We start from the raw sequence: 3146 nt of genomic DNA, 5'->3' as shown, positions 1-3146 counted from the left end.
AGCGCGATGGGCATGGTGGCCGCGATGGTGAACGTGCCCCACGGACTGCCGGCCAGCGCGTTGACGACAACGAGCGCGACCACGGCCAGCAAGATCACCATGATGAGCAGCACGGTCAAAAGCGCAACGGCCCCGCCCACGCGCCCGATCTCCTCCCGCGCGATTTCGCCCAGCGATTTGGCATCGCGGCGCATGGATGCGAACAAGATGACGAAGTCCTGCACGGCGCCACCCAGCACGGCGCCGGCGATGATCCAAAGGGTCCCGGGCAGATATCCAAACTGCGCCGCCAGCACCGGACCCACCAGCGGTCCCGGCCCGGCAATCGCGGCGAAGTGATGACCGAAGACAATCCACTTATTGGTGGGTTCGAAATCGTGACCGTTGCGCAAACGCTCGGCGGGAGTGGCGCGCCGGTCGTCGAGCGCCATCACGCGCGCGGCAATGAACGCGCTGTAAAACCGGTATGCGATCAGGTAGGTGCAGACGGCGGCGGCTACCAGCCAGAAGCTATTGATCGTTTCGCCGCGGCTGGTAGCAATCACCCCGAGCGATCCTGCACCGGCTACCGCGACGAGCAGCCACGCGATACGGGCCATGTCGAGTTAGAAGCTTTCCAGGAATTGGAGCAACGAATGGCTCGTGCCGCCACCTGGCATCTGAACCGATTGCAGCACGCGCCCGTATTCGTCGACCGCCCCAATGTAGAGATCCGCCGCGTCGGGATTCTTCAGGAACACCGCGCGGAATCCGCGGTCCGGGTAATCAGCCAGGCGAAGGCGATGGCCATCCGGCACGATGACCGAATGATCCGAGCCCGGCGTCCCCAGCGCGTGAATCGCCGTCTCGAACGTATCGTGACTGCCGAGCCCCAGATACGTTTGATCCAGGGAACTGACAATCGGGTGGCGATGCATGTCGCCGCCCTGCAGCGAGTATCCGGCCACCGCCAGACAGCCGATCACGCCCAGCGCAATGGCGCCCCCGGCGATGCGGCCCGCGCGCGTTTCGTGACGCGTATCCAGACTAATGCTGACCACCGGAGCTTTCTGCGTTGCAGCACGTTCGACGGCTGCGTTTCCAAATGCGTCCGGCAAAGGCATCTGGATCACTCGGCAGCGGCGCGGGCGCACCACGCCATCGCGAAACTCCAGCGGCTCTAACAGGTTGATGACCGCGACGCCGTAATCGGAATCGTAAGCGGACCCGAACGAGCGCCGCGGAATCCAGAAGTCCAGACCGGTCACGGCATTGCGCACCAGGATCTCCGACCAAGTCGCGCGGCGATAGGTCCACTCGTTGGCTCCCACGTTCTCGATCGCCGGGTGAAACACGAACCGGCGGCCGCAGAGTTGTTGGAAAGCAGGCGGAATCGGAGCGGCGGGCATCACGACAACCCTAGAATATCGCAGAAGCGCAGCCCGCGCCTCCGCTTCAAAATGTCATGCAATACTGGTGAACGGTTCGCGCGAGAATAGCCCTCAACTTATGGTTTCCGGAGAAGAGCTGCAGGAAGTCGTTACCGCACATAGTCCCGATTCCGACGACGCTTTTATGTTTTACGGGCTGGCGACGCGCAAGGTGCGTTCGGCGTTAGTCAAGTTCCAGCATGTGTTGTCGGATATCGAGACGCTGAATCAAAAGGCCATGCAGGGCGTCTACGAACTGTCGGCTATCTCTTATCACGCATACCCATATGTCGCGGACAAGTACGTTTTGATGGCCAGCGGATCTTCCATCGGAGACGGTTACGGGCCGATGGTGATCACCCAGAAGCCGTGCGAACTGAGCGAACTGAAGGGCAAGCGCATCGCGGTTCCGGGGCTGCTGACAACCGCATACCTCACGCTGAAAATCGTGGAGCCGGATTTCGAACCGGTGGTGACGCCGTTCGATCGAATCCTGGAAGCCGTCCAAACGCACGCCGCGGACGCCGGTCTGATTATCCACGAAGCGCAACTCACCTACAACCGGAGCGGCTTCCATCGCGTCATTGATCTGGGGAAGTGGTTTAAGCAGGAATACGGGTTGCCGCTGCCATTGGGCGGCAATGTACTGCTTCGATCGCTATCGCCGGAGGTGCAAAGCGAGTGTACGCGAGTGATGCGGGAAAGCATACAGTACGCGTTGGACAATCACGACGAAGCGCTGCAGTACGCGATGCAGTTTGCGCGCGATCTGGATCGCAACCTGGCGGAGAAGTTCGTCGGCATGTACGTGAACCACTACACCGTGGATTGCGGCGAAGTGATTCCGCGCGCGGCGCAGAAGCTGCTCGACCTGGGCTTCGAGGCCGGCGTGATTCCGAAACGTGTGGAGGTAGAGTTCGTTCGTTAATGCCGCGGCCACTCGCATCCGGCGCTTTGCTTGTGCTCGTCATGCTGGGCTCCGCCATCGCGCCTGCGTTTGCGCAGAGCGTGAAGGAAGTGCACAAGGTGGCGAAGCAAGGCCCTTCAGCGCTGCCGGAACTGCAGCGGTTCCTGCTCAACGACGATGTGAAGGTGCGCGCCGAAGCGGTGCGCGGGATGATCGAGATCGGCGGACAGCGCGCCCTCGATCCGCTCATCGAGGCCACGCGGGACAACGATCCGCAGGTTCAGATCCTAGCGGTCAACGGGCTGGTGAACTTCTATCTGCCCGGCTACGTGGCGACCGGAATGACCGCTCCTCTGAAGCGAATCGGCTCCGACATCCGTTCGCGGTTTGGCGAGACGGAAGGTCCGGTGATTGAGCCCTATATCGTCGTGCGGCCGAACGTGCTGCAGGCGATCGGCAAAGTCGCGAAGAACGGGTCCAGTCTGGATTCGCGGGCGAATGCGGCGCGGGCGGCCGGAGTGTTGCGCGCGAAGCCGCTGATTCCCGATCTGATTGAGTCGCTGAAGTCGCGCGATTCCGACTTAATTTGGAACGTCCTGGTTGCGTTCGAGAAGATGAAAGACCGGTCAGCCTGCCCCGGTATCCGCTATCTGATTCGGGACTTCGACGAGAGGGTGCAGGTGGAGGCGCTCGAGGCCAATGGCGTCTTGAACTGCCAGGAAGCCCGCGGCGACATCCGGGCGGTGCTGGCTCAGACGGACAAAGACTGAATCAGGCGGGCTGCGCTTTCGGCCCTGGCGATGATGCCGGAAGCGAGCGATCGGGCGAGT

4 protein-coding genes are annotated in these 3146 nt (G+C 62.0%); 2 read left to right on the top strand and 2 right to left on the bottom strand.

Translation table 11 applies throughout. The features are described from left to right. Both H1Y01_RS13520 and H1Y01_RS13515 read right to left on the bottom strand, forming a co-directional pair. The coding region (locus H1Y01_RS13520; protein WP_301331917.1) for a carbon starvation CstA family protein at positions 1-599 on the bottom strand (599 nt) is incomplete at its 3' end. A gap of 6 nt (positions 600-605) precedes the next feature. Then, positions 606-1388: a hypothetical protein gene (locus tag H1Y01_RS13515; RefSeq protein WP_180541041.1), complete on the bottom strand. Its 783-nt coding sequence runs from the start codon at positions 1386-1388 to the stop codon at positions 606-608. A gap of 100 nt (positions 1389-1488) precedes the next feature. Between H1Y01_RS13515 and H1Y01_RS13510 the strand changes: the two genes are divergently transcribed. Together H1Y01_RS13510 and H1Y01_RS13505 are read left to right on the top strand one after the other, a co-directional pair. After that, positions 1489-2337, top strand: coding sequence for an MqnA/MqnD/SBP family protein (locus tag H1Y01_RS13510; protein WP_180541040.1), 849 nt, complete (start codon positions 1489-1491; stop codon positions 2335-2337). Continuing rightward, on the top strand, positions 2337-3086 hold the full coding sequence (locus H1Y01_RS13505) for a HEAT repeat domain-containing protein (RefSeq protein WP_180541039.1): 750 nt from the start codon (positions 2337-2339) through the stop codon (positions 3084-3086). The genes H1Y01_RS13510 and H1Y01_RS13505 overlap by 1 nt, the downstream gene beginning before the upstream one ends. Positions 3087-3146: the final 60 nt, after the last annotated feature.

The sequence above is a fragment of the Nevskia soli genome (assembly GCF_903970205.1).
Classification (GTDB): Bacteria; Acidobacteriota; Terriglobia; order Bryobacterales; family Bryobacteraceae; genus Bog-113.
Note: the sequence above shows the minus strand (reverse complement) of the source record. Positions and strands in the feature narration are given on the sequence as shown.

What these genes read in the sequence shown, in the direction of transcription:
- H1Y01_RS13515 (WP_180541041.1), bottom strand. Translation starts at nt 1,388, where the DNA reads ATGCCCGCCGCTCCGATTCCGCCTGCTTTCCAACAACTCTGCGGCCGC.
- H1Y01_RS13510 (WP_180541040.1), top strand. Translation starts at nt 1,489, where the DNA reads ATGGTTTCCGGAGAAGAGCTGCAGGAAGTCGTTACCGCACATAGTCCC.
- H1Y01_RS13505 (WP_180541039.1), top strand. Translation starts at nt 2,337, where the DNA reads ATGCCGCGGCCACTCGCATCCGGCGCTTTGCTTGTGCTCGTCATGCTG.